The organism is Candidatus Hodgkinia cicadicola (assembly GCF_002774925.1).
Map to the genome: position 1 here is coordinate 1 of NZ_NXGO01000132.1, position 768 is coordinate 768.

Consider the following 768-nt stretch of genomic DNA (forward strand, 5'->3'; position numbering starts at 1 on the left):
AGCTTTGCAAATTACAACAGGAATTAATTCTGTTGTTATCGTCAGGAGGTTTCAATTTGAAAAAATGGTGTACTAATCAACCTGACTGCCTACCTGAATCAGCCGCTCAGAGTGATTCCGTCGTTGCTAAGGATATTCTGGGTTTAAGTTGGAACCATTCAACCGATTGCTTCTTATTTCCACCTTTGGCCTGTTGCAGTAATTCTCAGGTACAATTCACCAAACGTGTCGTGTTATCCCAGATGGCACAATTATTTGACCCATGTGGTTGGCTTTCGCCAGTGATTTTCAGGGCTAAGGCCTTTTTCCAAAAACGGAAAGTATAACTTAGTATAATTTTTCATAATCAGGTAAATTAATAAGTCACTGTTATCAACATCATCTCCTACTGCTGCTGTATCAGCTTCACTACAAGGTACTTATTCAATATAATTACCAGCTCTCTCTACATCTAAACCTTTATACAAATTCTTCATAATTTCTATTCCCCTTAAATAATTTTATCTCTCTATATCTCTATCATGATTGAGCTAGCTCCAGCCAAATGTAAGGAAAAAATTGTTAAATCAACACAAGATCCTGAATGTGCGACACCTCTTGACAATGGAGGATAAACTTTCCAACCAGTACCCGCCCCTCTATCAACTATTCTACCAATTAATAATAATGTTAATGAGGGTGGTAGTAATCAGAAACTTATATTATTTATTCGAGGAAAAGCTATATCAGGAGCACCAATTATTAAAAGTTCTAGTCAATTTCCAAATC

At 36.3% G+C, this 768-nt stretch carries 2 protein-coding genes; both read right to left on the reverse strand.

Going from position 1 to position 768, the window contains the following annotated elements:
* On the reverse strand, positions 1–220 hold a 220-nt coding region (locus MAGTDC_RS05755), incomplete at its 3' end, for a hypothetical protein (protein ID WP_278046992.1).
* A gap of 288 nt (positions 221–508) precedes the next feature.
* Positions 509–768, reverse strand: a 260-nt coding sequence (locus MAGTDC_RS05760; RefSeq protein ID WP_414173077.1) for a cbb3-type cytochrome c oxidase subunit I, incomplete at its 5' end; no start/stop codon positions are given.